Source organism: Acidicapsa ligni (assembly GCF_025685655.1).
Lineage (GTDB): Bacteria > Acidobacteriota > Terriglobia > Terriglobales > Acidobacteriaceae > Acidicapsa > Acidicapsa ligni.
This window is the reverse complement of the sequence record NZ_JAGSYG010000001.1, coordinates 994,302-1,018,379: the sequence shown is the minus strand read 5'-3', so window position 1 is coordinate 1,018,379 and position 24,078 is coordinate 994,302. Positions and strand designations below refer to the sequence as shown.

The window sequence follows — 24,078 nt, the reverse complement described above, 5'->3', positions numbered from 1 at the left end:
TGGAGCGATTTTATTCCAAAATGGACCCAAATGCATAACGGGAATCAAGTCGCGCAATGCGAATAAGGGTCTTTGACCGACCGTAACTCCGGGGACGCAGTAAAAGTACCATGACCATTACCAAGCATTACTTCAATCATCTCGCCATCTTTATTGGTAACTGCCAGGTCAGTGAAACCATCCCCATTGAAATCCGCCGCCGTAAGATACTCGGCCATTCCCAGCCTCTCATAGGAAAAAGACCATTCCGTGTGGAAGGAACCGCCTTTCTCCCCCAGCAGAATCGTGATCGAACCTGAAGTCGAGTCCGAGACCGCCATATCCGGTATGCCGTCGTGGTTAAAGTCGCCCCGCGCAATCGAAACAACCGAACTCACATGCGCGATCTCGCCCGCAGAAACCAGGTTGCCCGTCCCATCGCCCAGCAACTCAATCAACGAACCGTCAGCGTCGCCCACAATCAAGTCCGGAATACCGTCGCCATTGAAGTCACCCACAACAATCGACTGAGGATCGAGCCCAATTGCAGGATTCGAAGCCGCCTGCCGGAAAGAACCATCCTTCTGCCCCAGCAGAACCGTCAAAAACGCCTGTCCGGAGCCCACACCTGTACGGCCCGCCACCGGCATACTTGCCATGGCCATATCGGCAATACCGTCCCGGTTAAAATCCCCCGCAACCGTCGGAGTGGGAATTCCATCCTCATCGTCATCGCCCATCCCACCCGCGGCAAATGCATGAGCAGGAACAATCGTGACGAATACCAAAACAGCTACCGAAATAACCGCGCATATCGAAGTCCGGATGGAAGCCATCCCTGCAGGCCTGCCCGCGATGCAAAACATAAGCTTCCTCCTGGCACGAAAAGTAACGCTCCGAAAAGTAACCGCAAAGAGCAACGCACAAGACTAACGCCTGAACCACAGCTTACGCCATCCCCGCCCGTGAATTCATCCGCTTTGCTCCTGCTCTCCACGGCTCCGCCTGTTAACCTCATCTAAGCGCCAGAGGCTCACCCTATCCAATGAATAAACTCGTTTTCGCCAACTTGATCCACCGTCCCATGCGCTCCATCATCTCGGCTGCAGCCATCGCCATTGAAGTGGTGATGATCATCTCCGTAGCCGCCATCTTTCTCGGCCAGATCGACGGTCAGAAGATCCGCACCAACGGAATCGGCGCCGACATGATCGTGCGCCCCGCCAACGCCAGCTTCATCAACGCTGTCGGCGGCGCGCCCATCCCGGCAAAGAACGTTGAAGCCTTCCGCAAGCTGCCCCACGTCGCCATCGCCTCGCCCGTCATCCAAAGCTTCAATCTCACCGGCGGCCCTGAAATCCTCTTTGGCATCGACTACGCCAGCTACAACGCCCTCCGCCCCTTTACCTTCCTTGAGGGAGGTCCATTCCAGGGCCCCAACGACGTCATCGTAGACAACGTCTTCGCCCAGACCGGCAAAGGCTTCCACGCAGGCGATACCATCAAGATTCTCAACCATCCCTTCCGCATCTCCGGGGTCGTCGAACACGGCAAAGGCGGTCGCAAGATGGTTCCAATTGAGACGCTCGGAGAACTGATCGGCTCCGAAGGCAAAGCCTCGCAATTCTTCCTCAAGAGCGATAACGAAGCCAACGAAGAAGCCATCCGCCAGGAAATCCTCAACACCCCCGGCCTGCAAAGCTACCAGGTAGCCACCATGCGCGAGTGGCTCTCCATGATGGCCCCAGACAATATCCCCGGCTTTAATATCGCGCTCAACGTCGTCACCCTCATCGCCACCCTGGTCGGCTTCCTGGTCATCTTCCTGTCGATGTATACCGCCGTTCTCGAACGTACGCGCGAAATCGGCATCCTCAAGTCAATGGGAGCGTCAAAAAGCGCTATCGTCAGCATGGTCCTTCGCGAATCGATCCTGATGGCCATCGTCGGCGTAGGCCTCGGCATTGGACTGATCTACACCATCCATGCCTATCTCGACGCAAAATTCCCAACCCTCTTCTTCGAAATCACCCAGGGCTGGATCATCAAAGCCTCGATCATCGCCTTCCTCGGAGCCATATTCGGAGCAGCCTACCCTGCCCTCATGGCTGCCCGTAAAGACCCCATCGACGCTCTCTCCTACGAATAGAAGAGCCAATAAAGCCCCAAACCCCAAATGCCGAGACGCGCTATGAGTGGGAACTCGACTAACCCACTCATAGCGCGTCTCGGCATTTGGAGAGATAGGGCCGGTTGTTTTCGGGCTATAAAATTTTGACGGGCTATAAAACAGGAACCACAAACTAATCGATCAGCTTCTCTATCGCATCCAGATCAAACCGCGCCGTGCATCCCGGTAGATCAAAAGCTCTTGCTTCCAGCGGCTCCAATCGACCCTCCAGAAAGCGATACTTCGGCCCAGCCGGATCAATCACCAGAATCGTCCGGATTCCCATCTGCTCATAATCGGCACACCGGGTCATCACACGCCGCAAAGTATCCTCCGGCGAAAGAATCTCAAAGACCGCCACCGGCGCAATCTTCACAATCGATTCCTGCGGCAGATTCCGATCCAGCAAAGTAATATCCGGAACACGGAATCGCGTCGGAGCCACCTGCACCCGCAACTCAGGCCTCACCCGTATTCCGCCCTCGCGAGCCTGCTGTCGAAACCAGGCAGCTATCGCGTCCTGCCATGCCGAGTGGTCGTTCTCTCCCCAAGCTCGCTCCTCAATTTCACCATCGACATAGTCGGCGTCAGGCTCGAAGGAACTGGCCAGATAAACCTCAACGGGTACAAAGTTGACTGCTGACGCCATAATTCCTCCTTGGGCCTCTACCTTACTCTCTATCCAATTCCATGCGACTACTCCCATCCGCAAAAGCCAAGGCAACATCCAGCCCCCAACACGCTTCTATATCAAGTGAACGACGCAGACTTCCTCAAAGTCAGCGCCGTTTCATACCGGGCAAGGGCGTTGGGTTTTCGCGATTTCCCTGGCTTGCGGGCGGCGAAGGAGAATCGCAATGGCAGCCGCCTGACCCTGCCCAACATCTCTCCACGCACGCGATACGACGAATGCAACCCCGCTCAAATGCTGTCTTCCCGAATACTGGATGAAAGCAACAACTTCGGCTATATACTCCCCTTAAAGAACGCCCCTGGCGACTGCCTTTCGATATAGCCCTCATCGCCCCCGGAGACCTCGCCTCTGATGTCCTTCAAACGCTTCATCTATCCCCTGTGGATTGCTTTCATCCTGCTCTTTGCCGCCATGCACGCATGGCATCTTCGCGCAGATTTCCCCAATTTCTCGCCCTGGCAGGACTGGTCCAAATACACCGACGAAGGCTGGTACGGCAACGCCGCCATCCGCGCCCATCTCTTCGGCAACTGGTATGTCCCCGGCGATTTCAATCCCGCTCCCGCCGTCCCCGTCTGGCCGTTTCTGGAGTGGGTCCTGTTCTTCTTCACCGGAGTCAGCATCCAGGCCGCCCGCGGTCTGGCCATCGGCTTCTTCTTCCTCAACCTGCTCCTGAGCTACAAGCTCTTTCGCGAACGCGGTCCCGCCTGGGTCGGCCTCTTCGCCGTCACGCTGCTGGTCACAAGTCCGTTCCTCTATTGCTTCAGCCGTCTCGCCATCCTGGAACCACTCCTGCTCGCGCTCACTCTCGGCTCCCTCAACCTCGCCGTACGCCTGCCGCGCTTCCGCCATCAGGAAGCAGTCGCAGCCCTCCTTGGCCTGCTCTTCACCATGATGATGTTCACCAAGACCACTGCGCTCTTTCTACTTCCCGCATTGATCTGGGTCATCGCCCTGCCGCTCTGGAAACACCAGAAGCGCAGACTCTTCCGCCTCCTCGTAGCCGCTGGCGGAGCCTCCGTGCTCTCCTTCAGCCTGTGGATGCTCCTCGTCGTCAACAACGATCTCTTTGCCGACTACAAATACCTCTTCTTCATCAACAACTACGTCAAACCCCACGGCATCTGGGATCGGCTCATGAGCTTCTGGTGGGCCTTCCACGGCGGCCTCTGGGTCGACATGCTCCTCATCCCGCTCGCAGGCCTCCTCGTCCTCAGCACCCTCTACGCACGCCGCAGAGATTGGACAGAAGGTCTCTGGCTCGACCCCATGTTCGGTGGCTCCGTGCTGATCGTTGCCGGTTACCTCGGCTTCATGACCTACCAGAACCACCCCCAGCCCCGCTACTACACGGTCGTAGCCTTCTTCAGCTTTTTCGTCGTCGTACGAGTCACAGCCCAGCTTCTCTACCAGCGCGCAAACCTGCGCCGCATCGGGCTCGCCCTCGTCGCGCTCATCTGCATCGACGCAGCGGTAAACGGCATCTGGACGCTCAAGTACGTCCTGCATCCGCAATACACCTTCGTCACCGCCGCTGAAAATCTAACCCGCTACATCGATCAGCATCCCAACGGCAATCGCCTGCTCGTCTCCATCAGCGGAGACGACATCACCCTCATAACCCATCTGCAAACACTGTGTGATGATTTCGGTACAGAAGAACTGCCCACCAAGCTCGCCCAGTACCAGCCCGGCTGGTATGCCACCTGGAACGATCTCGACCCCGGCACGCTGGAAGATCTCCACGTGCATTTTTCCCTGGAACAGGTCGCGCAGTTTCCCGCCTTCGACGACCCCGATCGCAACATGCTTTATCTATTTAAACTGCATCCACTACCCAACGGCGAAGTCCGCGAAGCCCACGGAACCAACCTCCAGCAATCCATGCCGGAAGACAACTTCGACGTAGACATAGACTAAAAAACAACTCTCCGGATATCCACCATCCCATCCTTCGTGAGCCTCACGCGCACAAAGGATGGGAAAACAGATCCACCAGTTTCCACGAAATATCCCGGCTGGAATGCACAGAGCAATCCGAAGAGCTATCCGTTAAAACTACTTACCCAGATAAGTCTTGTACTGCTGCTCCAACACTCCGGCCGTTCGCGCCAGCAGCAACTTCGAAACGTTGTACTGATACAAACTCTGCACCAGGTTGCTCTGCGCCGAGGCCAGCGAAGCCTGCGCCTGCACCAGCGGCAGCGTATCGTCAATTCCGGATTTGAAGCGATCCATCTCATCCGAAAGCGCACTGCCCGCCAGGTCAACATTCGACCGCGCCACATCCACAAGCTGCCGGTCGGCATGTACATCCATCAGCACAGAACGCACCTGCTGATCGATCTTGTTCCTCAGATCTCCAAGCTGCAGATTCGTTGCCGCCAGTTGCGCCCGAGCCACATCCCTGTCGCCGCGCAGCGTACCTTCCTGAAAAACCGGCACCTTCAACGTGCCGACAGCGGACATCGTGCCGTGATAGCCATCCCCCGTCACACCCGTAACGCCATAGTTCCCCTTGAACGTCAGGGTCGGCAACCGCTCCTGCCTGCGAGCGCTCAACACCATGGCCAGCTCCCGCTCCTGAGCCTGCAAATTCTGATAGTCCTGCCGATTGTCGTAAGCCTCAGCCCTCAATTCCTCATGCGTCAGCGCCGCCAGGTCGCTATATGGAGCAGGATCGGTCAGCGTAATCTTCTGCCCCGGAGCAACGCCAATCTCCCGCTTCAGCAGGATCAAGCTCTTATCCAGCTTGTTCTCATCCGCCAGCATCACCTGCTCCTGCTGCTGGTACTGCACGCGCGCCCGAATCTCATCCAGATTCGGAATCGTCCCCGCCAGATGCTTGTCATGCGCCTGGTCCGCAAGTACCTTGTCCGCCTCCAGCAGCGACTTGGCATTATCCACTTCGCTCTGCGCCGCAATCACCGCCAGGTACGCCGTCGCCACCTGCTGCACAACCTCGCCGCGCGCCGACATCTTCGCATAGTAGGCAACCTGCTCGGCAGCCGTTACTGCCCTGTAGCCGCTGAACACCGGACCGGAAAACAGCGTCTGCTCGTAATTCACCTGCCCTGTCACCACGTCGGCCTTGGTAATCAACGACAGATCCGCAAAGTTGAACTCCGGAAAAAGCGGAGCAGCCTTTGCCAGTAGACTCGGCCCAAAACCCAGCGCCGCCAGGTTGTACTGATGAACCTCCGGCCCACCCGTTACCGTAATCGACGGCAGAAATAGCTGCATCGCCTCAAGCTTCTGGCTGTGCAGCGACTGCTCTCCCTGCTCCGATTCCTTCAGACCGAGATTCGTCTGGAAACCGCGATTCACCGCATCGTCCAAAGACAGCCTCAACACCTCATCCGTCGCCGGATGCAGCGTGACGCTACCGTAAAAAGGATTAGCCAGCGAACTCGGATTCGCCTGCGGACTGGAAGGCAGGTCCGACGACTGCGCAACAGCAGAAGACGCCCCACCACCCAGCAATACAGCAAAAACAAGGCCGAGTGCAGGTACTCCCCGCTGCCAAAAATCTGTTTTTAGCATTCGATCCATTGACATCATTCTCTCAGATGTCAAAACCAGCCCGAAGATTCCGCCACCAGCACAAAATCAACAAAATTGGCAGCCACCCCAAGCATTTGCCTTTGCATTTGCCCTCGCACTTGCAGTTGCAGTTGCAGTTGCCCATGCAGTTGTAGTTGTAGTTGCCCTTGCAGTTCTGTCTGTCATTCCCGAAGGGAATCTGCTTCTGCCCTAGCTTTTGCCTTTAGCAGTAGCCCTTGCCCTTCCGTCTCGAATTCCCAAAAACCCGCTTCTCCCCAAAAAACCGAAGCCTACTCCTCATCCTCTACCACCACCCGCTTGGCCGAAGCCAAAATCTTCTCCGCAACCGCCGGCGGCACCACGTCGTAATGCTTCATCTCCATCCGAAAACTCCCTCGCCCCTGCGTCAGTGAAGTCAGCGTCGCCCCATAGCTCAGCATCTCCGCCATCGGAACCTCCGCTTCAATCACCGTAGTCTTCCCCCGCGCATTCATCCCCTGCACCCGCCCGCGACGGCCATTGAGATCCCCCATCAGCGCCCCCGCAAACTCCTCCGGAGCCTCGATCTCCACCCGCATCACCGGCTCCAGCAGGCATGGCCGCGCCTGCTCCATCGCCTTCCGGAAAGCCATCCGGCCCGCCACTTTGAACGAAAGCTCATTGGAATCAACATCATGGTAGCTTCCGTCGTAAACCGTCGCCTTGAAGTCCACCACCGGATACCCCGCCAGAAATCCCCGCAAAGCCGTCTCCAGAATCCCCTTCTCGACCGCCGGAACATACTGCCGCGGAATCGACCCGCCAAAAATCTCATTCCCAAACTGAAAGCCCGCCCCGCGAGGCAACGGCTCCAGCCGGATCTTGCAATCCCCATACTGCCCATGACCGCCCGACTGCTTCTTATGCCGTCCCTGCGCCTCCGCCTTACCCCGAATCGTCTCCCGATAAGGCACCTTCGGAGATTTCAGCGTCACCTCGGTGTGATATCGCCTCTTCAGCCGCGCAACGATCGCCTCAATATGCTGCTGTCCCGCGCCCGCCACCAGGAACTCGTTCGTCTCCGCATCCCGGAAGAACCGCACCATCTGGTCCTCTTCCATCACCTTATGCAGAGCGCCGGCCAGCTTATCCTCATCCGCCCTGGTCTTCGGCTCAATCGCATACGTCATACTCGCCTCCGGACGAGGCACCGACTCCACGCGAATCTCCGCACCCTTCTGCCCAAGCGTATCGCCGGTAAACGTCTCGCGCAGCTTGGCCACCGCACCCAGGTCGCCCGCATGCAGTTCCGCAACCTCAACCGCCTTGCGCCCCTGCATCACACTCAGATGCGAAAGCCGCTCCTGCCCCTTGCGCGTGTAGTTCTCCACAACAGCATCCGTCCTGACGACCCCGCTCACCACCTTGAAAAAACTGACCCGCCCCGTAAATGGATCGGCCATCGTCTTGTAGACAAACAACGCCGCAGGTTCAGAATCCGTCACCGCCCGCAAAACAATCCCCGTATCGATCCCCGATAAATGGCGGCTTTCAGAATGCTCCAGCCCATTGCTCATGCTCGTCTCTTTTTCCACCCCAAAGTCGCCGCCATGCCCGTTCGAACTCCCATTCGCCCCGCTGACCGCCACGCTCTGCATCACATCCGCAGTCTCCACCACCGGATCGCTCACCGCAATCGCAGCCCGCTCCGTTGCCGTCGGCGCATACACCTTCAGAAAATCCAGCAGATGATCCGTCGCCACATTCGTCTGCCCGCTGGTAAACAACACCGGAAAAATCCGGTCCTCGCGAATCGCCTCATGCAGCGCCGTAATCAGGTGCTGCTCCGGAATCGTCCCCTGCTCAAAAAACTCCTCCATCAACTCATCTTTACCCTCGGCCACCAGCTCCACCAGCGCCTCATGCGCCGCCCGTGCAGACGCCAGCATTCCCGAAGGAACCTCGCCAATCTTGCCCGCGCCCTGCCCGCCCGGCTGGTAAAAAAAAGCCTGCATCGTCACCAGGTCCACCACACCTGTAAATCCCTCCGGCCCGGTAATCGGCAACTGTACCGGAACGCAGGTCCGCCCCCAGCGCTCATGCAGATCCTCCATCAGCGCCGACAATCCCTGCCCCCCGCCAGCCCGCGGCGAATCCATCTGGTTCAGCACCACAATACGCGGCAGATTGTACTCCGCCGCATACGACCACACCCGCTCCGTCACCGCCTCCACGCCGCACTGCGCATTCACCAGCACCAGCGCCGCTTCTACCGGCAGCATCGCCGACCGAGCCTCGTGGCTGAACATGTGAAACCCCGGAGTATCGACAAGATTGACCTTCACCCCCTGCCACTCCGCAAAAGCCACCGCATTCTGCATCGTCGTCCCGCGCGCCACTTCCTCTTCGTCATACGCAGTCGCAGCAGTACCATCCGCCACCCGGCCCTGCGTCGAAGTCATCTTCGCCGCATGCAACAGAGCCGCAATCAACGTAGTTTTACCGCTGTGCGCATGACCAATCACGGCCACATTTCGAATCTCACTTCCGAGATAAGTTCTCATCCATAATCTCCTTGAGCCCCGAACTGCTAAGTCCAGAGCTGCCAAGCCCAGCGCCAGCAAGTCCAGAACCAGAATTGCCAGGTTCAGAATTGCCAGCCCCGGCAAACGTAGTCGTCATATCGCCAGGCATAGAGCGAGCGCCAGCGTCCGCCGTCGAAACCAGAACCTTCTTCCCCGTAGGCCCGCAGTCCGGATCATTCACCGGATCGCAATCCACCAGCGGAGCGCAAAGATACGCCCGGCACGCCAGAGCAAGACAGCTTGTAACAGAGCCAAGCAGGAGAGTCATACGAGGAACATTTCCCTGCTCGCCTCGTATCTCTTCCCGAGTTGAAGACCACGCCCAAAGATGCAGCCAACGCGTCTTACTGCCGATCCCCGTCATACGGATCACCCCGGCAGGCGCCAGCGCATCTTTCAACACAGTCCCAGCGCGCGGCGTCGTCTCTTGAGGTCCCGAAGCCTAACACAACTCAACCTCAACCCTCAATACTCCGCCAAAAGCAGGCAGCAGCCCAGCCCGCATACAGCATCCAGGTTCAAATACTTTGCCCCGCCTTTGCCTTTACCTTTGCCGCTGCCCTTGCAGTTGCCCTTGCCCTTGCAGTTGCCGCTGCATTTGCCGCTGCCTTTCTGTCTGTCATTCCCGAAGGGAATCTGCTGTTAGCCCTTGCAGTTGCCTTTGTCGCTGCAGTTGCCGCTGCCCTTGCCGTTCCGTCTGCCATTCCCAAAGAGAATCTGCTTCCGCCCTTGCCTCTGCTTCCGCCCAACCATTCCATCCACAATCCCAAAGCGAATCTCCCCCACCACATCCATGCGATCCTATCCTCAGCCATGAAGATCCTCCTCGGCATCGTCGCCCTCATCCTCGTAACCCTCACCGTAATCGCCGATTACAAATGGAAACAGTGGATAGCCGCCCGCAAACGCGATCGAGACAACGAATCAATCCCCAAAAAATAAGCTCCGAACCCAGACTCCTGAACAAGAAAATGCAGCTTCCCCCGACCGACCGTTACAATAATTTCGAGGACAACGTCCAACCATCATGAACATTTCTTCGACGCCCCGCTCTCTCGCCATTTTGAAATCTTCCCGCGTCCTGCTTCCCGCCGCCGCCCTGGCCCTCGCCGTTCTCTTCGTCACGCCGGCAAAAGCCCAGTTCGGGGACTCCGCGCCCACCACCCAGGTCCATGACCCCAGCGCCATCAAGCCTCCCGCCGGAGCCCGCGTCGCCATCGTCGAATTTGAAGACATGGAGTGCCCCGACTGCGCCAATGCCAACCCTCTGCTCAAACAGGCCGCGGCAAAATACAACATCCCCTGGGTGCGCCACGACTTCCCACTCGCCTTCCACGCATGGAGCTTCCAGGCTGCGGTCAATGCCCGCTGGTTTGACACCAAGTCCAAAAAGCTCGGCGACGATTACCGCGATGAAGTCTTCGCGAACCAGCGCTCCATTACCTCCCTCGATGTCCTGCTCCAGTTCACCCAGCGCTATGCCTCCAGCCACGGAACGCCGCTGCCATTCGCGCTCGATCCACAGGGCAACCTCGCCGCCCTCGTCAAAGCGGACTACGCCCTCGGTCAACGCATCGGCATCCAGCACACCCCCACCATCTGGATAAGCACCAGCCAGTCCAAAGGCGCTCCCTTCATAGAAGTAGTCGATCGCTCCCGGCTCTTCCAGATAATCGACCAGGCCATAGCCGACACCAAATCCGCAAAATAACCACCCCGGCCTCTCAGGCAAAAATGGCGCAACCAATCCGGTTGCGCCATTTTCGTCCCTGAAGATCCCGCGATATCGAATATTGGAAAATAATCCCAACTATGAGTTCGTCACCAGGCCCGTCTAAAATGACAGCTTCGTCGGAATAGCCGACAATCACTCATAGAGATCTCATCCTTGAAAGCATCGGCCAGCAAATCGCTGCCATGTCGGAGAAAAGATGATTGTCCGTACCAAATTAAACTGGCTCCGCATGCTCTTCATCTGGAGAGGCTCGGTCATCCGTTCCGTCCTGCCGCAACTCCTCACCGTGCTGGTCATCTCCATCATCGTCACCGCGACGCACGGCTACATCTACCACTACCAGGTCGAGCTGACCGTCGCTCCCTTCACCCTGCTCGGCGTATCCCTCGCCATCTTTCTCGGCTTCCGCAACAGCGCCAGCTACGACCGCTACTGGGAGGCACGCAAGCAGTGGGGCACTCTACTCAACGTAGGCCGCTCGCTCGTTCGCCAGGCCCTCACCATTGGCAGCCTCGAACAATCCACCCCGCAAACCCAACAGCGTAACAAGGAGTGGGTAGCCCTCCTCGCAGCCTTCGCCCACGCCCTGCGCCATCAACTCCGCAACACCAATCCGGAGCCGGACCTCAACCGCCTGCTTCCCCCCGACATCTGCGCACAAACGCTGAAAACACAGTTCCGCCCAATCGCCCTTCTCACAGAATTAGGCAAGTGGGTCTCCGACGGATTGCGTAAAGGAGAATATGGCGAGATCACGGCAGTCGCCTTCGATCGCAATCTCAACGATCTATCCGAGGTAGTTGGAGCCTGCGAACGCCTCGCCAACACCCCACTGCCCTATCCCTACTCTGTAATGATTCACCGAACACTCTATCTCTATTGCCTGCTGCTGCCCTTCGGCCTGGTCTCTACGCTGGACTATATGACGCCGGTCATCTCCGTCCTGGTCGCCTACACCTTCATCGCCCTCGAAACCCTGGCCGACGAGATCGAAGAACCCTTCGGCACCCTGCCCAACGACCTCGCCATCGAATACTTCTCCTACGGAATCGAGCATTCCCTGCAGGAAATGATAGGCCAAAGCGTCCCCGAACCCATCTCCGGACCAAAGCAATACATCCTGCTATAAAGCAACACCAAAACTCAGCCAGTTGCTGTGAGTTTGAAGGAACAGGCGTTCTCAGGCAGGGAGTACAGCTTTGAATCGAAGGGCATTGCGTGGCTTTTCATTAAGAAAAGTCACGCTGTGCGAGTCTCGGCCGGTGCAGTGCAATCGGAGAAATACTTTAATTAGCGCCCTGAATAGTCACCAGCTCTGGCGCCGCATGCCCCGCCCCATGTCCCTCGCTCAAACCACTTCCCGGCCCAATCTGCCGAGTCTGCGGAGCACGCCAGTGATCGATATAGCTGATCTGGTGAACACAGCTCACAGTGCAGTTCGGCGAGCAGGACTTCGCCGTCAGGAACTCCCTCTTCACATCCGCCGTCGTGTACTCCGACAACGGCACACCCGGATATCCCCGCTGCTGCGAGCAGTAATGCACCAGCCCGTCTTCGCAGATATACAAGTAGCGCGAACCCGCGCGGCAACGCCAGTCATTCGGCTTGCCCTGCGCAATCGCTTCCTGGAACTGGTTAAAGCGCGAATAGCTCTTCCGCTCCAGGTTCCGCACCTCGAAGTAGATCTTCGCCTCTTCCGGACCAAGCGGCTTCAGTTGCCCGTCGCCATCGTGAATAATCCCGATCGTATTGCTGAACCCCAACTCCAGCGCCCGCTTGCTGATCACCAGCGCGTCATTCGGATCCTTGATGCCGCCACCCACCACCGAATTGATATTCACATGAAATTCAGCATGCTCAGCCAGCATTTCAAGCTTCTTATCCAGCACCTTCAGGCTCTTCATCGACACGTCATCAGGATTGATGTTGTCGATCGAGATCTGCATGTGGTCCAGACCAGCATCATTCAGCCGCTCGATGCGCTCCACATTCAGCAGATAGCCATTGGTAATCATCCCCGCCATCGCGCCAACTTTGCGCATGCGCCGGATCACATCATCCAGCTCCGGATGCGTCAGCGGCTCTCCACCGGAGATCGTAATAATGCTTGTTCCCAGCCGCCCCAGGTGGTCGATGCGCCGCTCCATCTCATCAATCGGCACCGGCTTCGAAACCTTGTCATACTCATTGCAATATCCGCATGACAGATTGCAAAACCGCATCGGCACAATCTGCGCCATCACCGGATGCCCGGTCGAAGCCAAAGCCCGACCTACCAGCGCCAGCTCACGCACCTTACGCGACGCAGCCTTCGCGCGACCCTGCACCGATAATCTCCGGGGTGTAGCCATGTTTACTATTCAATCACATTTAGGCATCCACATCCATCCCACCCTCTTCCAGATACCAGCTCAACCCCAGCCCAAGCCGCTGCCGCTTCTGCCTTAGCCTTTCCTTTGCCTTTGCCCTTAGCAGTTGCAGTTGCCCTTGCAGTTCTGTCTGTCATTCCCGAAGGGAATCTGCTTCTGCCTTAGCCTTTGCCCTTAGCAGTTGCCCTTGCAGTTGTTGTTCTGGCTGTCATTCCCGAAGGGAATCTGCTTCATCCACCCCTCTGCACAGAAGCCCCCAAAATCCCAACCCAAAAACAACAACAAACCTCAAGAATCCCCCCGGCCACCCAAAACCTCACGCCGAACAGACTCAAGAAAATTCCGCCACCTTCTCACGCGAATCAGCAGCAAAGCCTTCCACACAGACAACTCAGAGCGATCTCCCATGACAACCAACTCTAGGCCGCAAGCCGAAAAGATTATGTAAAGAGAACCGATCTCTACCCCGCCAGGCAGACATCCAAAAATAAATCCCACCCAAACCGAACGCTCCGGCCACTCCAACACTCTTTACTGTTGAGAGATGCAAAACGCGATCACTATCGCAGGTCTGGGAGAGCCGTTGACGCGAGTCGTGGAACTGGCAGAGGAAAAATCGGCTGCGTTCGCATCCCTCGTTGAACGGCACTCCCGCCTGATCTTCAGGATCGCCCTCGCCGTCACGCGAGACTCGCAGGACGCCGAAGATGTCGTCCAGGAAACATTCCTCCAAATTTACAAAGGAGACCGATGGCAGCAATTGGACGACGAACAAGCCTACCTCGCCCGCACCGCATGGCGACTCGCAGTTCGCAAACGGCGTTCCCCAGCACAAACCCACCAGGAGGAGCTGTCCCCATCGCTGCAGGCGCCCGGCACCAGCCCTGAAAATCTCGTGATGGACCAGCAGATGGAGCGCAAACTTCACGCCCTCATCGACCAACTCCCGGAAAAACTCCGCCAGCCGCTGGCACTCTCAGCCCTTGGCGAACTGAAACTCGTCGAGATCGCCGTAATTCTCAATATCCCTGAAGGCACCGTCCGCCGACGCATTCACAGCGCAAGACAATTGTTGCGAAACCACTGGGAAAACCTGCGATTTCAAAACAGAAAAGGAGGCACGGAATGAATCACGAACCAGACGATTTCAATAACTCGACAGGCAATTCACTGGACCGGGTACAGGACCAATTACCTGACCAGATGTTGGACCAGATATTGGACCAGGCAATCGTCAGCTACGTCTCAGCCGAGCCGCGCCCCGGACTGACCCAGCGCATTCACGCACAAATCGCATCCGAAGCCATTGCCCAGGCCGAATCCCTCAAAAACGCCCGGAATTCGCACCGCCGCTCACTCTGGCAGCCCGCATTTGCAATCGCAGCGACACTGGCCGCAGTTGCCACACTCGGCGCAATCCTGCTGCACCACCCGATTTCGCATCGAGACGAAAACCCTAGCGCCGCAGCCTCTAAATCTCCACAACCCATTCAACTCCAGACTTCAGCCCAATCACCATCGTCCACATCAACACCCCATCAACCAGCCCACCCCAATAACCGTTCTGGACTGCTGCGCATGGCCAACTCCTCGCGGCCTCAGGTAAAGCCGCCCAAGCCCTCCGAGGAACAGTTCGCAAGGCCCCAATTCACAGCCCAGGAAAGGCTGCTTGCAGAATTCGCCGCCTATCACCCCGAGGAAGCTCTCGCCACAATCAAATCGCGCGCCGACTCGGAAAAACCAATCCCCAACAATCCCATCTCAGTACCGCAAATTAAGGTACAGCAAATTAAGACCGACTCAATCGTCATTCACCCCATTGAAATGGACCCCAAGAACCCCATCACCCCTTGAAGGAGAACCCAATGCCCGCTGCCCGCCTAGCTGCCCGCCCCGTTGCCCGTCTCGTCGTCGCCACCCTCTTGCTCGCCGCGCCGTTTCTACATGCGCAATCCAACGAGTCCCTTCAACCAGCGGAAAAAACAGCCCAGGAACGCCCTAAACAGGAGCCCTTTTTACTTACCATCTCTCTCGAAGCAAGCGACCACGGCAAAACCACGCTCAAGCAGAGCTACACCATCGCTACTTCCGCTAACAGATCCTCAGGCGGCGATCCTTCTGTACGAGATTCCAGCCGCGTTCAGGTCCCATTTGGTGTCGGAACAGATGTTGAATCCATCGAAACTGGCACGAACATCGATTTGAATGACATTAAAAGCATAGGCTCTCAGTTGGCAGTCAGCCTGCGGATAGAAATCAACGATTTTGTTATCGACCCGGGAGGCAAACTTCGCCCGGTAAGACGTACGGGACGCTATTCGGTCAATCCGGTTTTGCCGTTGGGTAAGCTGATCAATGTCTACTCCTCCACCGATCCTGTCAGTGGCCACAAGATTGACATTCAAATTGAAGCGCAACCTCTAAACAAATAGAACCGGCAAGTAAATCCTGCACGCATAAAAAGGCGGAATGCTCAATGAGCATTCCGCCTTTTTCCTGTCCTGCTTCTACGCGACTAGCTCTTATGCCGCTTCCCATCCACCTGCAACAGCACCAACTGCTTCGTCCGATCGCGCAAAATCTCTACCTGAACCGGCTTGCCTTCATTCGTCCGCAGCAGCCGCTCCCAATCGCTCGAAGTCACAACCGCCTCGCTGCCAATCCCCAGGATCACATCATGCTGCTTCAATCCCGCAGCATCCGCCGCGCTTCTGTGCGCCACGCTCTTGATCATCAGCCCGCTTGAAACACCAAGAAAGTCCGCCATCTGCGCCGTCAGCGGCTCCACCAGGGCGCCAACCTTGAGCGAATTCCCCATTCCCCAGAAATGAAATCCACCCGAAGAAGGAATATCCGCGCCACTCGCCAAAAACCCCTGCGAAGGCCCCGACGTGCCGACCATCCCAATCTGCTCCCGTGCCTCATCCTGCATCTTGCGCCGATTCGCCATCTGCACCGTCAACGCCTGCTGCGCGCCATCCCGGCTAAAAACAATATGCACCTTGCGCCCCACCGGAGTTTCCCGCAGCATCCGCTTCGCCTGCTCCGCATTCTCCACAACCTGGCCATTCATCTGCAGAATCACGTCATGCAGCCTCAGACCCACCTTGCCCGCCGGAGCATCATGATCCAGCACCGTAATCTCAACGCCGTGGGTATCCTTCAGGTGCAGCGCCGCAGCGCGCTCCTGGTCGATGTCTCCCACATCCACGCCCAGATAACTTTGAGAAGGAGTATGCAGCAGCAACCGGGCATGCTTCACCAACTGCCCCACCTGCGTACCCTGCGCCCTCGCCTCAACCGTCAGACCGGCCATCGACCCGCCAACAGCCAGCAGAGCCCCCAGAGCCACCGCCCCCGGCAACGAATATAAACTTCTGTACGGCCTCAAAAAGTACTTCACGTGCGCTTCTCCCACGGTGTTTCGTATCCCACCCGCATTCTTATGACGATGCTGGGTTGGGAAAGTGAGACGATCTTACTCCGACCTTGGTTACTTTAGGTTACTGAATTTCGGAGACACGTTGCAATACTGCCCGCGAAGCTGTCCTGATATGGGAATTCTGATCCGAAAGCGCCACCGTCGACAGCACCTGACGCACACTCGTATCCGCTTCCACCGGCTGCAACATGCTGATCGCCTCCGAGCGAATCTTCGCCTCCGGATCATTCAGCAACGCCTCCAGCACCGCATTCCGAACCTGCATATCCTCGGACACATACGGCTCCAGCCCGGCCAGCGCCTTTTCCCGCACCGTCGCGCTCCGGTCATAACGCAGCGCCACCATCAGCGCATCGCGAATCCCCGTGCCCTGCGCATCCGCTCCCTGGCAACCCGATCCCGTCTTGCACGCCGCCGCCAGCAACCCAACGGAGTCATCGCGCACCCCGGGACTAGCCGCATTCTGCGAAGCCAGCATCAGCAACTGCTGTATCTGTGGATTCTCCAGCGTCCCGCGCACCTGCCGCGGCTCCACCTGGTTATAGCTGACCTCCACCAGGTTCGAATTCGGCTGGCGCACGATCTTTGAAATATTGGAGATATTGGAAACGCCCGAGATCTCCGCCGCCGATACCCGAGTCGTAGCCGCAGCCGCAGGACTCACCACAGGCTCAGCCACCGCAACCGGCCGATCGCTCCGAACAGAAGCCGCAGCCACCACCGAATTCGCCGCCCGGCCAGCCGCATACTCATAGCCGCCTAAACTGCCCAATCCAGCCCCAGCTACCAGCAGCAGGCAAGCCGCCACCGGAGCATTCTGCAAGCCCGCCGCCGTCCGCGTCATCCAATCCGCCACACGGTCATACCAGCGTTTCGGAGGCAGCGCATCCAGCGCCTCTTCCAGCCGCGTCCGCGAACGCGCTACCAGGTTGGCATTCGGCTCTATTACCGGATATGCGCCCGCCAGCGTCTTGAGAGCCAGCAACTGTTCCTGCTCCTCCCGACACTCCGGGCAACTCACCAGGTGCTGCGCAAGCGCGTGCATCTGGTCATCTGGCAGCTCTCCATAGGCGGCGAGTGCGACCTTCTCGTGAATCTCTGCACATTTCATGATGTTTACGTCCTGTACTGCCTCAAAAGTTCGGCTCTCCCGATTGCCTTGATCGATGCGTCAACACCCACCAGCAATCCGTCGGACAACCTGTTTACCGCAATCCCGCCAGTTGACTTCTCAACTTTTTAGTCGCCCTGAAGAGCGTATTTTTGGCGGTTTCTTCTGTCGTGTTCAACATCTCCCCGATTGTCCTCAATCGGAGACCCTGGTAATGCTTCAGCTCAAATACCGTCCGCTCACGCGGCGTCAATGTCTCCAGCGCAACCTGGATCCGCTGGCCCAGCACCTTGCGATCCAACTCTTTCGCAGGATTGGAATAGGCCCGGTCATCCGACACCGCAGCCATCAAATCAATCTCGTCCCCCGAGTGATCCAGAACGACCGACTGATCCTCTTTCCGAGTCTTCCTGCGTCGCAACATATCCAAACACAGGTTTGTAACGATCCTATAAATCCATGTATAGAAAGAGCACTCGAACCTGAAATTCCCCAGGTACCGGTAAGCCTTCAAAAAGGCTTCCTGGTAAATGTCCTCCGCGTCCTGCTCGCTGCCCGTCAGATGCAGGGCCAGCCGCAGAACCTGGTGCTCATACTGCCGCACCAGCGAATCAAAAGCCGCCCGCGAACCCGCCTGCGCCTCGCGAATCAGGTCCATCTCCGTGGCTCGCGCCCGCAGACGATCTTCCGTCTCGCTTTGAGAACTGGCCTGCTGACGCATCTGGCCGACCCGCCCGTTGGTAGCTTTCGTCTCCATCACTTGGGAGGATTGTACGCTCCGTACACTCGACCATGCCGTCACCAACGGATCACCAAAAGGAACTGCGTCTGTCGCCATACGTATTCGTTCTCCGGGAAAAACACCTGTCCGCGTGCCAGATAGACGACATAAAACCAGCGAGGTGAGCAATTTCGACCTGTTAAAAAGCTGCGTTTAAGAGTCCACCCCAAACCCGATACACTGAATCCGATGAACGCCACCCTCTTTCCCGACCTCCCAGGCTCCAATCCAACGCCAAAATCCTCCTCCGAACTCCTCATCGCCCATTGCGACGGCGGTTCCCGCGGCAACCCCGGCCCAGCCGGCTACGGAGCAGTCATCGAAGACCAGCAGGGCCGCGTCCTCGCCCGCCTCAGCGAATACCTCGGCAAGCGCACCAACAACTACGCCGAATACTCCGCCCTGCTCGGCGTCCTCGCCTGGTGCATTGAAAACAATCAGCCCCGCATACGCGTCGTCGCCGACTCCGAGCTGATGGTCAAGCAGATGCAGGGCAAATACAAAGTCAACAGCCCCGACCTGCGCCCCCTCTGGGAAGAAGCCCGCCGTCGCGTCAGCAAGCTCGAAAAATTCGAAATCGCCCACACCCTGCGCGGCGGCAACAAAGAAGCCGACCAGCTAGCCAACGACGCCATGGACCGCGGAATGGGCCGAACCCCAGCCACCTCAGCATCCCCATCGCCGTCCTCCTTGCCGTCCGTCTCCACACCGCACATAGCCGCCCGCCCGGCAGCAAGTCCGGCAGCAAGTCCAGCCGCACGCACCGCCCCGCCAAAACTCTCCCAACCCCGCCAGGTCCTCGAAGGCTTCGTAAAAAATGGCGTAATCCACTTGATCGAAGGCGAACTCCCCGACGGAATCTTCGTAAAAATCGTCCGCGAATAAGCCCGCTCTCCTTGTAATCTTCATCAAGTAAGATAAAGTTTAAAATGTAAGGAGAAGATTCCATGGCAAGCGCTACCATGACTTCAAAAGGGCAAATTACCATCCCGATCGAGGTACGGACAGAACTGGGCTTAAAAGCCGGGGATCGAATCGAATTTGCACGAAACGAACAAGGAAGAGTCGTCCTGCTTCCCAAAAACGGCAGTGTCCAGGCACTCAAAGGCATGTTCGGCAAATTCCATCACGCTTTATCCATTGAAGAAATGAACGAAGCCATTGCCAGCAGCGGAGCCGAACACCACAAATCGGACGAAGAAACGGAAGCTGTTTGATCGGGATCGACACAAACATCCTCGTCCGTTTCATTACCCAGGATGATCCGTACCAATCAGCCATAGCCAATGCATTCATGGCTTCGCTCACCGCAGACAAGCCGGGGTTTATCCCGCTCGTGACCATCGTCGAGCTCTGGTGGGTATTAAGTCGTGGCTATAAACTAAGTCGGGCCCAGTGCATCCAGGCAACCGCGACACTCCTGGCCAGCCAGCAGTTAGTCATAGAAGCCGAGCCGCTCGTCTGGGACGCTCTCCTGCTTGTCGAACAGACTAACTCAGACTTGAGTGACTGCCTCATCGCAGGCTGCGCTCGCGCCTCAGGCTGTAATTCAGTTGTAACTTTCGATCGAAACGCAGTAAAAGCCACTGGAATGCAACTTCTCACATAAATATCAATCTATGTGAGCTTAGTCTCTGTGAGCTGAGTACGCTATGTAAGTTTGGCGCGTCCCCGCATCCACAGATACGCAGGCACCGCGATCATCAGCAGCACAAGCGCCTTGGCCGCACTCAGCGGGTCATCATGAATAGCCGCCACCAGAAACACCAGTGACCCCGCCAGCACCACTCCCGTGCTCAGCGGATATCCCCACGCACGAAAAGGCCGCTTCAACCGCGGCTCGCGGCTTCGCAATCGAAACACCGCAATATAGTTCACGCAGTACATTCCAGCCACCAGGATCGCCGCCACGGCAATAATCTCTTCCAGCCGTCCGCTCACAAGAAACACCGCAGCCATCGCCGCCGAAAGCAGCAACGCTACCCCCGGCGTTCCATTCTCGCTCACCCACGCAGCCCGCCTGGAAAACAACCCATCGCGCCCAATCGCAAGCAGGATACGCGGCGCACCCAGTAACACCGCATTGATCAATCCCAGCAGCGTCAGCAACGAAAGCACAGTTACAAACTTGCCGCTCCACGCAGGAAGAACAAGCCGCGCCGCCTCCGCCGCCGGTAACCTGGAGTTAGCCATCTCCGGAATTGAAAGCACGTGAAGAAATGCCAGGTTCATCAACAGGTACAGCCCCATCACCACTAACACGCCACTAATCATCAACCGGGGTAAATGCTTCGCCGCATCTGTATCTTCCTCTGTAAAGTAGATAGCCGCGTACCACCCGTCATAAGTCACCATAATCGCGCGCAACGCGGCCACCATCGGCACCAGGAGAGCCATCCATCCCGCCCAGCCAGGCGCAGTTCCAGCACCCCAGAAACGCGCAACATGCGGCACTCTCGGATGCAGAAAACAAGCCACAGCCAACACCACAAACGTAACCGCCGTCACAACGCTCGTGATCTTCTGAATGCCGCTGCTAACCCGCAGCCCCAGCCAATGCAATCCACAGAACAGCGCCAGCAACCCCAGCGCAATCCCCTTCTGCAGCGTCGTATCCTGTTCGGTAACTCCCGGCAATAAAGAAGCTATATATTCCGCAGCCGCCACCGCTCCGTATGCAATCACGGCGCAGTTATTCAACCAGTCAGTCCAGCCCATCGCAAAGCCGGTTCCCGGTCCAAACGCTCTTCGCGAATACACATAAAATCCACCCGCCTGCGGCATCGCCACGCCTAACTCGGCAACGGAAACTGCCCCCAGCAGCGCATAGATACCACCCAGCACCCACACCAGCAGGATCAGCCACTCACTCTGCAACTGCTCCGCAATCATCCCCGGCAGCCGCAGAATCCCCACGCCCACCGTCCCGCCAAAGATCACCGCAACCCCAAAGCCAAGCCCCAGGATGCGCTTCAGATGATTACTTGCCCTTGAATTGCCAGTCCGGGAATTACCAGCCCCCAAATTGCCCGGGCGAGCATCATCAGGCATCGCCTTACCCGATCTACGCCCCGACCTGAAAGCCATGCAAAACCCCGCTGCTGGATTGGATGCCGCCTGCCTCGACTCTAACCCAGTCAGCAACGCCACGCTTTTTTATCAGGCTGACGTCAGCGTCACATACGTCCGATATCGCTCTTCCCGTATCTCCGTAAACGGCGTCAGCAGCAGCGGACCCGCGCCACTCTCCGCCATCCACACACTCTGCCCACGCTGGCGTTTCGCGCTCAACAACTGATCGCGGCTCACCCTCGGATCTTCATCCGTCATGGCAAACAACACCAGCGGCCCACGCACCAGCGCCACCGTCTCAGGATGTTGCGGATCGATAGCCTCCAGCCGCATCGGCAACGGAAGATTCAACTCCACGCGATCCCCGTCCTTCCACTTGCGCCGCAGCGTAGCAAAACCCGTCGCAATCGGAGCCGCAACCGGCTGCCCATTCACGCGAATCATCACAGGGTCACTCGCATCCACATTGGCCCACACCGGAATCCGCAACCGCAGCGCAAACGTCTCCGCCTTCGAGGCCCGCAAAACCAGGTTCGTCCTGCCCTCCAGCGGATATCCGCCCGACTGCGTCAACTCCAGCCGCGCACCATTCCCTCCCGTCCACTTCAAAGTAGAAGGAAGATACAGGTTCACATACACCCCGTCCGTATCATGAAAGTAACTCAGTATTCGATAATCCGCCGCCACCTGCGGCAACGTCCCCGAGCAGCAGGGCCACTTATCGTCGAAGTAGAACTTATGCCCCGTATTGCTGTAATCCGAGTAATAGAAAGAGTGCCCATCCTGCTGCAGCTCCTTCGCGCCAAGCACCGTGTTATACAGCACCCGCTCCATGCTGTCGCCGTATTTACCATCGCGAGTAACCCGCAATAGATAGCGCGTCAACTTGGAATGCGCATAACTCCCGCAAGGCGTCTCAAAGCTATGTTTCGAATTCGTCAGACTCGCATACAACGCGCCACTTCCCGGCTCGCGAAAGCTCTCATCCGGACCCCATCCGCCCGTCGCATAACTCTGCGTATTCACGATCATGTCAAAGGCATTCGATGCGGCGCGTAAATGCTTCTCGCTCCCACCCACCATGTACGCCTGCATCGCCGAACTCAGCGCATTGCAAAAGCTGTAAGCATGATGCCCCGGCAGCACATTCCTGCCCTCCGATAGAGGATCGAAGTAACTCGCATTCAATAGATATCTCGGAGCCATATTCCGGTAGCGATCACCCGCACCGCGCTGCGCCGCGAGATATAAGTTCTCCGGCATCGTGTAGGACTCATCCCACGTATAGTCATCCGTCGTGTTATCCCCAACCGAAGCACGCCACTTTCGCTGCGGCTCATCGCGATCCAATGCCGTCGGAGGCAAATGCATCTCCGCAGCATCCGTAGTCTGATTCAGAAGATCAAAAGCCTTCGGCATCCCCGCAAACTGGTGCGCATCAATCAGCCCCATCACCATCTTGTCGTAGTTATAAGCAGGAAAGCGGAAGTTAGCATAGAACTTATCCGAGATAGCCGGCTCATACAAAGCCAGCAGCCGTTCTAACTTAGCCCTGGTTTTAGGATCCTGATTGATCGCATACCCCCGCGCAAGAGCCGAGATCCATTGCCCAAAGGAGTGCGCCGGAGCAAACCCTGTCCCTCCGCTCGGCGTCTTCACCAGCGGAACCTCGTCATACCATCCGCCCATCGGCCTGCCCGCAGCAGGCAATCCCGCCCGCAGCCTCCACGGCCTCAAAAGCGAGTCCTCGTCCATACCCATCATTACCGACTGCGTCTGCTCAAACTGCATCTGAGCAATCCCCGGAGCAAGCTGCACATCCCCGTAGCCAAACTCCAGCAGCGGCGCAGCACCCGCACCGGCAACCGCCAAAGCGCGGGATTTCGCCCCCAGCAAAGCCGAAGCAGCCCCGGCAGTCTTCAATCCATTCTTGAGAAAAGTACGGCGAAGCATCATGGCATCCCTCGCGACTATCCTAAGGCCTCACCCAACACACATTCGCGCAAAAACAGTCTGCGCAAAACGGCCTCTAAGCCAAGGCAGCCTTCACAGCCTCACTCACCAGCCGTCCCTCAGCCCGCAGCCCATCCGCCTGCAACCGCGCCTGAACAGCCTTTATGACCGTCCCCATCTCCTTGGGACCAGGCTTTTGCGCCGCACCCTCAGCGATCTGGGCCACCACCAGCCCCACCAGGACCGATAACTCTTCCGTACTCAGCGCCTTGGGCAAAAACTCCTCGATCACCGCAATCTCGACAGCTTCCTTCGCCGCCAGCTCCGGCCTTCCGCCCTTGGTGAACTGCTCAATCGAGTCCCGCCGCTGCTTGATCATCGACGCCAGGATTTGCTGCGACTCCGCATCCGAAAGCTCCTCGCGCTTCTCAATCGCCTTGTTCTTCAACGCCGTCGTAATCAGCCGCAGAGTCGTCGTCCGCTCGCCGTCCCGCGCCTTCATGGCCGTAATCGTCTCTGCCTTAACCCGTACTTCCAATGTCTCGCTCATCGTTTAACTCCTCTGTCTCTTGCAACTTTCGGTCTCTACGATTGTACCCATTCGCGCATTTCACCCCAAAATTCCAAATACATCGTTCACATAAATCACATTTATGTGTATTCTG

General features: G+C 57.5%; 23 protein-coding genes. 11 read left to right on the top strand and 12 right to left on the bottom strand.

Going from position 1 to position 24,078, the window contains the following annotated elements; genetic code table 11:
- Nucleotides 1-44 precede the first annotated feature (44 nt).
- Complete coding sequence (locus OHL19_RS03985; protein WP_263356290.1) at nt 45-845, bottom strand: FG-GAP repeat domain-containing protein; 801 nt, start codon at nt 843-845, stop codon at nt 45-47.
- A 179-nt stretch (nt 846-1,024) separates the two neighbouring features.
- On the opposite strand from OHL19_RS03985, the gene OHL19_RS03980 reads away from it, so the two are divergent.
- Nucleotides 1,025-2,128: an ABC transporter permease gene (locus OHL19_RS03980; protein ID WP_263356289.1), complete on the top strand. Its 1,104-nt coding sequence runs from the start codon at nt 1,025-1,027 to the stop codon at nt 2,126-2,128.
- A gap of 154 nt (nt 2,129-2,282) precedes the next feature.
- Here the strand turns inward: OHL19_RS03980 and OHL19_RS03975 are convergent, their stop codons facing one another.
- Entirely contained in the window at nt 2,283-2,798 is a 516-nt protein-coding gene (locus OHL19_RS03975; protein WP_263356288.1) for a Uma2 family endonuclease, read from the bottom strand.
- Between the two features lie 396 nt (nt 2,799-3,194).
- Here OHL19_RS03975 and OHL19_RS03970 point away from each other — a divergent pair, with 396 nt between their 5' ends.
- Entirely contained in the window at nt 3,195-4,763 is a 1,569-nt protein-coding gene (locus OHL19_RS03970; RefSeq protein ID WP_263356287.1) for an ArnT family glycosyltransferase, read from the top strand.
- Between the two features lie 138 nt (nt 4,764-4,901).
- Here the strand turns inward: OHL19_RS03970 and OHL19_RS03965 are convergent, their stop codons facing one another.
- The 3 genes from OHL19_RS03965 to OHL19_RS03955 all read right to left on the bottom strand — a co-directional run bounded on the left by OHL19_RS03965 (nt 4,902) and on the right by OHL19_RS03955 (nt 9,218).
- On the bottom strand, nt 4,902-6,395 hold the full coding sequence (locus tag OHL19_RS03965; RefSeq protein ID WP_263356286.1) for a TolC family protein: 1,494 nt from the start codon (nt 6,393-6,395) through the stop codon (nt 4,902-4,904).
- Between the two features lie 281 nt (nt 6,396-6,676).
- On the bottom strand, nt 6,677-8,929 hold the full coding sequence (locus tag OHL19_RS03960; protein ID WP_263356285.1) for an elongation factor G: 2,253 nt from the start codon (nt 8,927-8,929) through the stop codon (nt 6,677-6,679).
- Nucleotides 8,907-9,218 (bottom strand): hypothetical protein, encoded by a 312-nt coding sequence (locus OHL19_RS03955; protein ID WP_263356284.1) that lies wholly within the window; start codon nt 9,216-9,218, stop codon nt 8,907-8,909. Before OHL19_RS03955 ends, OHL19_RS03960 begins: the two co-directional genes overlap by 23 nt.
- Before the next feature lie 41 nt (nt 9,219-9,259).
- On the opposite strand from OHL19_RS03955, the gene OHL19_RS03950 reads away from it, so the two are divergent.
- From OHL19_RS03950 to OHL19_RS03940, 3 genes are all read left to right on the top strand, one after another.
- Nucleotides 9,260-9,892 (top strand): hypothetical protein, encoded by a 633-nt coding sequence (locus tag OHL19_RS03950; RefSeq protein WP_263356283.1) that lies wholly within the window; start codon nt 9,260-9,262, stop codon nt 9,890-9,892.
- 85 nt (nt 9,893-9,977) lie between these two features.
- A complete protein-coding gene (locus tag OHL19_RS03945; RefSeq protein WP_263356282.1) occupies nt 9,978-10,661 on the top strand; it encodes a DsbA family protein in 684 nt (227 codons plus the stop codon).
- A gap of 220 nt (nt 10,662-10,881) precedes the next feature.
- Entirely contained in the window at nt 10,882-11,814 is a 933-nt protein-coding gene (locus OHL19_RS03940; protein WP_263356281.1) for a bestrophin family protein, read from the top strand.
- Between the two features lie 157 nt (nt 11,815-11,971).
- Here the strand turns inward: OHL19_RS03940 and OHL19_RS03935 are convergent, their stop codons facing one another.
- A complete protein-coding gene (locus OHL19_RS03935; RefSeq protein ID WP_263356280.1) occupies nt 11,972-13,036 on the bottom strand; it encodes a radical SAM protein in 1,065 nt (354 codons plus the stop codon).
- Between the two features lie 562 nt (nt 13,037-13,598).
- On the opposite strand from OHL19_RS03935, the gene OHL19_RS03930 reads away from it, so the two are divergent.
- Genes OHL19_RS03930 through OHL19_RS03920 form a run of 3 tightly spaced genes read left to right on the top strand, consistent with a single transcriptional unit; the run spans nt 13,599 to nt 15,486 of the window.
- On the top strand, nt 13,599-14,183 hold the full coding sequence (locus OHL19_RS03930; protein ID WP_263356279.1) for an RNA polymerase sigma factor: 585 nt from the start codon (nt 13,599-13,601) through the stop codon (nt 14,181-14,183).
- The gene (locus OHL19_RS03925; RefSeq protein WP_263356278.1) at nt 14,180-14,908 is read left to right on the top strand and encodes a hypothetical protein; all 729 of its coding nucleotides are present in this window, start codon (nt 14,180-14,182) and stop codon (nt 14,906-14,908) included. Before OHL19_RS03930 ends, OHL19_RS03925 begins: the two co-directional genes overlap by 4 nt.
- An 11-nt stretch (nt 14,909-14,919) precedes the next feature.
- A complete protein-coding gene (locus OHL19_RS03920; protein ID WP_263356277.1) occupies nt 14,920-15,486 on the top strand; it encodes a hypothetical protein in 567 nt (188 codons plus the stop codon).
- An 83-nt stretch (nt 15,487-15,569) separates the two neighbouring features.
- Here the strand turns inward: OHL19_RS03920 and OHL19_RS03915 are convergent, their stop codons facing one another.
- The 3 genes from OHL19_RS03915 to OHL19_RS03905 all read right to left on the bottom strand — a co-directional run bounded on the left by OHL19_RS03915 (nt 15,570) and on the right by OHL19_RS03905 (nt 18,445).
- Complete coding sequence (locus OHL19_RS03915) at nt 15,570-16,457, bottom strand: PDZ domain-containing protein (protein WP_263356276.1); 888 nt, start codon at nt 16,455-16,457, stop codon at nt 15,570-15,572.
- 100 nt (nt 16,458-16,557) lie between these two features.
- Nucleotides 16,558-17,607 carry an anti-sigma factor family protein gene (locus OHL19_RS03910; RefSeq protein WP_263356275.1) on the bottom strand — a complete coding sequence of 350 codons (1,050 nt, stop codon included), beginning with the start codon at nt 17,605-17,607 and terminating at the stop codon, nt 16,558-16,560.
- A gap of 94 nt (nt 17,608-17,701) precedes the next feature.
- Nucleotides 17,702-18,445 (bottom strand): RNA polymerase sigma factor, encoded by a 744-nt coding sequence (locus OHL19_RS03905; protein ID WP_263356274.1) that lies wholly within the window; start codon nt 18,443-18,445, stop codon nt 17,702-17,704.
- A 132-nt stretch (nt 18,446-18,577) separates the two neighbouring features.
- Between OHL19_RS03905 and OHL19_RS03900 the strand changes: the two genes are divergently transcribed.
- The 3 genes from OHL19_RS03900 (at nt 18,578) to OHL19_RS03890 (ending at nt 19,997) form a co-directional block, all read left to right on the top strand.
- Nucleotides 18,578-19,273, top strand: coding sequence for a ribonuclease HI family protein (locus OHL19_RS03900; protein WP_263356273.1), 696 nt, complete (start codon nt 18,578-18,580; stop codon nt 19,271-19,273).
- Nucleotides 19,274-19,335: 62 nt separating this feature from the next.
- Nucleotides 19,336-19,605 (top strand): AbrB/MazE/SpoVT family DNA-binding domain-containing protein, encoded by a 270-nt coding sequence (locus OHL19_RS03895; protein WP_263356272.1) that lies wholly within the window; start codon nt 19,336-19,338, stop codon nt 19,603-19,605.
- On the top strand, nt 19,602-19,997 hold the full coding sequence (locus OHL19_RS03890; protein WP_263356271.1) for a PIN domain-containing protein: 396 nt from the start codon (nt 19,602-19,604) through the stop codon (nt 19,995-19,997). The genes OHL19_RS03895 and OHL19_RS03890 overlap by 4 nt, the downstream gene beginning before the upstream one ends.
- A 41-nt stretch (nt 19,998-20,038) precedes the next feature.
- Here OHL19_RS03890 and OHL19_RS03885 read toward each other — a convergent pair whose 3' ends face one another.
- The 3 genes from OHL19_RS03885 to OHL19_RS03875 all read right to left on the bottom strand — a co-directional run bounded on the left by OHL19_RS03885 (nt 20,039) and on the right by OHL19_RS03875 (nt 23,963).
- Entirely contained in the window at nt 20,039-21,439 is a 1,401-nt protein-coding gene (locus OHL19_RS03885; protein WP_263356270.1) for an APC family permease, read from the bottom strand.
- A 108-nt stretch (nt 21,440-21,547) separates the two neighbouring features.
- Nucleotides 21,548-23,416, bottom strand: a complete 1,869-nt coding sequence (locus tag OHL19_RS03880) for a glycoside hydrolase family 127 protein (protein ID WP_263356269.1) — start codon at nt 23,414-23,416, stop codon at nt 21,548-21,550.
- 73 nt (nt 23,417-23,489) lie between these two features.
- Nucleotides 23,490-23,963 (bottom strand): GatB/YqeY domain-containing protein, encoded by a 474-nt coding sequence (locus OHL19_RS03875; protein ID WP_263356268.1) that lies wholly within the window; start codon nt 23,961-23,963, stop codon nt 23,490-23,492.
- Nucleotides 23,964-24,078: the final 115 nt, after the last annotated feature.